General features: G+C 33.3%; 2 protein-coding genes. Both read left to right on the plus strand.

Annotated elements, in window-relative coordinates; genetic code table 11:
• The first annotated feature begins 71 nt into the window (after positions 1 to 71).
• On the plus strand, positions 72 to 689 hold the full coding sequence (locus Xedl_RS19570) for a ThiF family adenylyltransferase (RefSeq protein ID WP_279625381.1): 618 nt from the start codon (positions 72 to 74) through the stop codon (positions 687 to 689).
• Positions 674 to 1,219, plus strand: a complete 546-nt coding sequence (locus tag Xedl_RS19575) for an MFS transporter (RefSeq protein WP_074025389.1) — start codon at positions 674 to 676, stop codon at positions 1,217 to 1,219. Before Xedl_RS19570 ends, Xedl_RS19575 begins: the two co-directional genes overlap by 16 nt.
• Positions 1,220 to 1,315 lie beyond the last annotated feature (96 nt).

The following is a 1,315-nucleotide window of genomic DNA, read 5'->3' on the forward strand; positions in this document are numbered from 1 at the left end:
CACATTAGGTATTTTTGCCAACTTTAAACAAGGTAAAAAACAACGCGACTGGCTTCAACAAACTCTCGTTATTGGGTGTTAAAGTCGAGCATCGCGTTAATCTAACAAGGCAGCATATGTTCACCGAAGATGATGTTGGTTTTCATAAAATTGATGTGTTAGAAAGAGAAATAAAAAGAAGAAATAAAAATATTCAAGTTAACACCATAAAAAAATCAATAAATAATCAAGATGACCTTGTTTGTTTACCTGAAGCTGACTTAATAGCACTATCGGCTGATTATCCCAATGAATTGGTTTCCTGGGTTAATTCATATGCTGTAAAAAATAAACTCCCCTTTATAAATATTGGTTATATTGGTGATATTTCTGTTTTTGGTCCATTCTATATCCCTAATGAGTCTGGTTGTTTTGCTTGTAATTCAAATATCGCTCCAGATATTGAATCTGACCATATGGATTTACATAAATATGCTGAAATAATAAATAAAAAATTTCAGGCTCCATCTTTTGTCGCTGTTAATGCAATGTCATCAGCTATGGCAACAAATGATATTATTCGCTATTTAGGAGGATGTGTTAAGCCTCTATCTGTAAATAAAAGAATAGGAATTCATTCTAATGAGTTAAAAATTGAATATCAAGAATGCCCAGTTAATAAAGAGTGTCGAGTATGTTCACATTACTAAGTGGTAGCCGAGGTATAATTTTTTACGGGTTAACAACTAATGCAGCAAGGATGCTTGTTGGTGCAACAGCCACAGTTTACTTGATGTCATCAGGAATGACTGTTGCTGATATCGGCTGGCTAAAATCCATACAGGCCGCAGTAATACTTTTTGCAGATATTCCATTTGGATATCTTGCAGATAAATTTGGCAGAGGAAATACAGTAAAAATTAGTACATTATTCAGTGCAATATGGCTATCAATGACTGCTGTGGGTGGACATAAATCTGTTTTCATGCTAGCAGAAATATTTAATGCCCTTTCTATGGCTTTATTTAATGGTGCATTTAGTGCATTGTTGCTCGAAACTTATAAAAAAGAAACAGGTAATATTAGCTTTGAAAGAGCTATAGGCTCTTTTTCTAAATGGCAATTCATTTTAATGGCTATTTTTTCTTTTATTGGAGCAATTACTTTTCCTCCAGATTCTAAAGTAATATGGTGGATTGCTGCTATAGCTGTAACATCTATTATGTTTTTATTCAACTAAGTTGATCAGATAAACTATCTGCATTGGTGTTATAATCGGTAATCAGATGACTTATTGCCTGTTCTTATGAAATCGAATATCACACTGTCTGAACCA

This window comes from Xenorhabdus eapokensis, assembly GCF_001908105.1.

Bases quoted from the DNA above. Each gene is read 5' to 3' on its own strand.
- Xedl_RS19575 (WP_074025389.1), top strand. From the start codon at position 674: ATGTTCACATTACTAAGTGGTAGCCGAGGTATAATTTTTTACGGGTTA.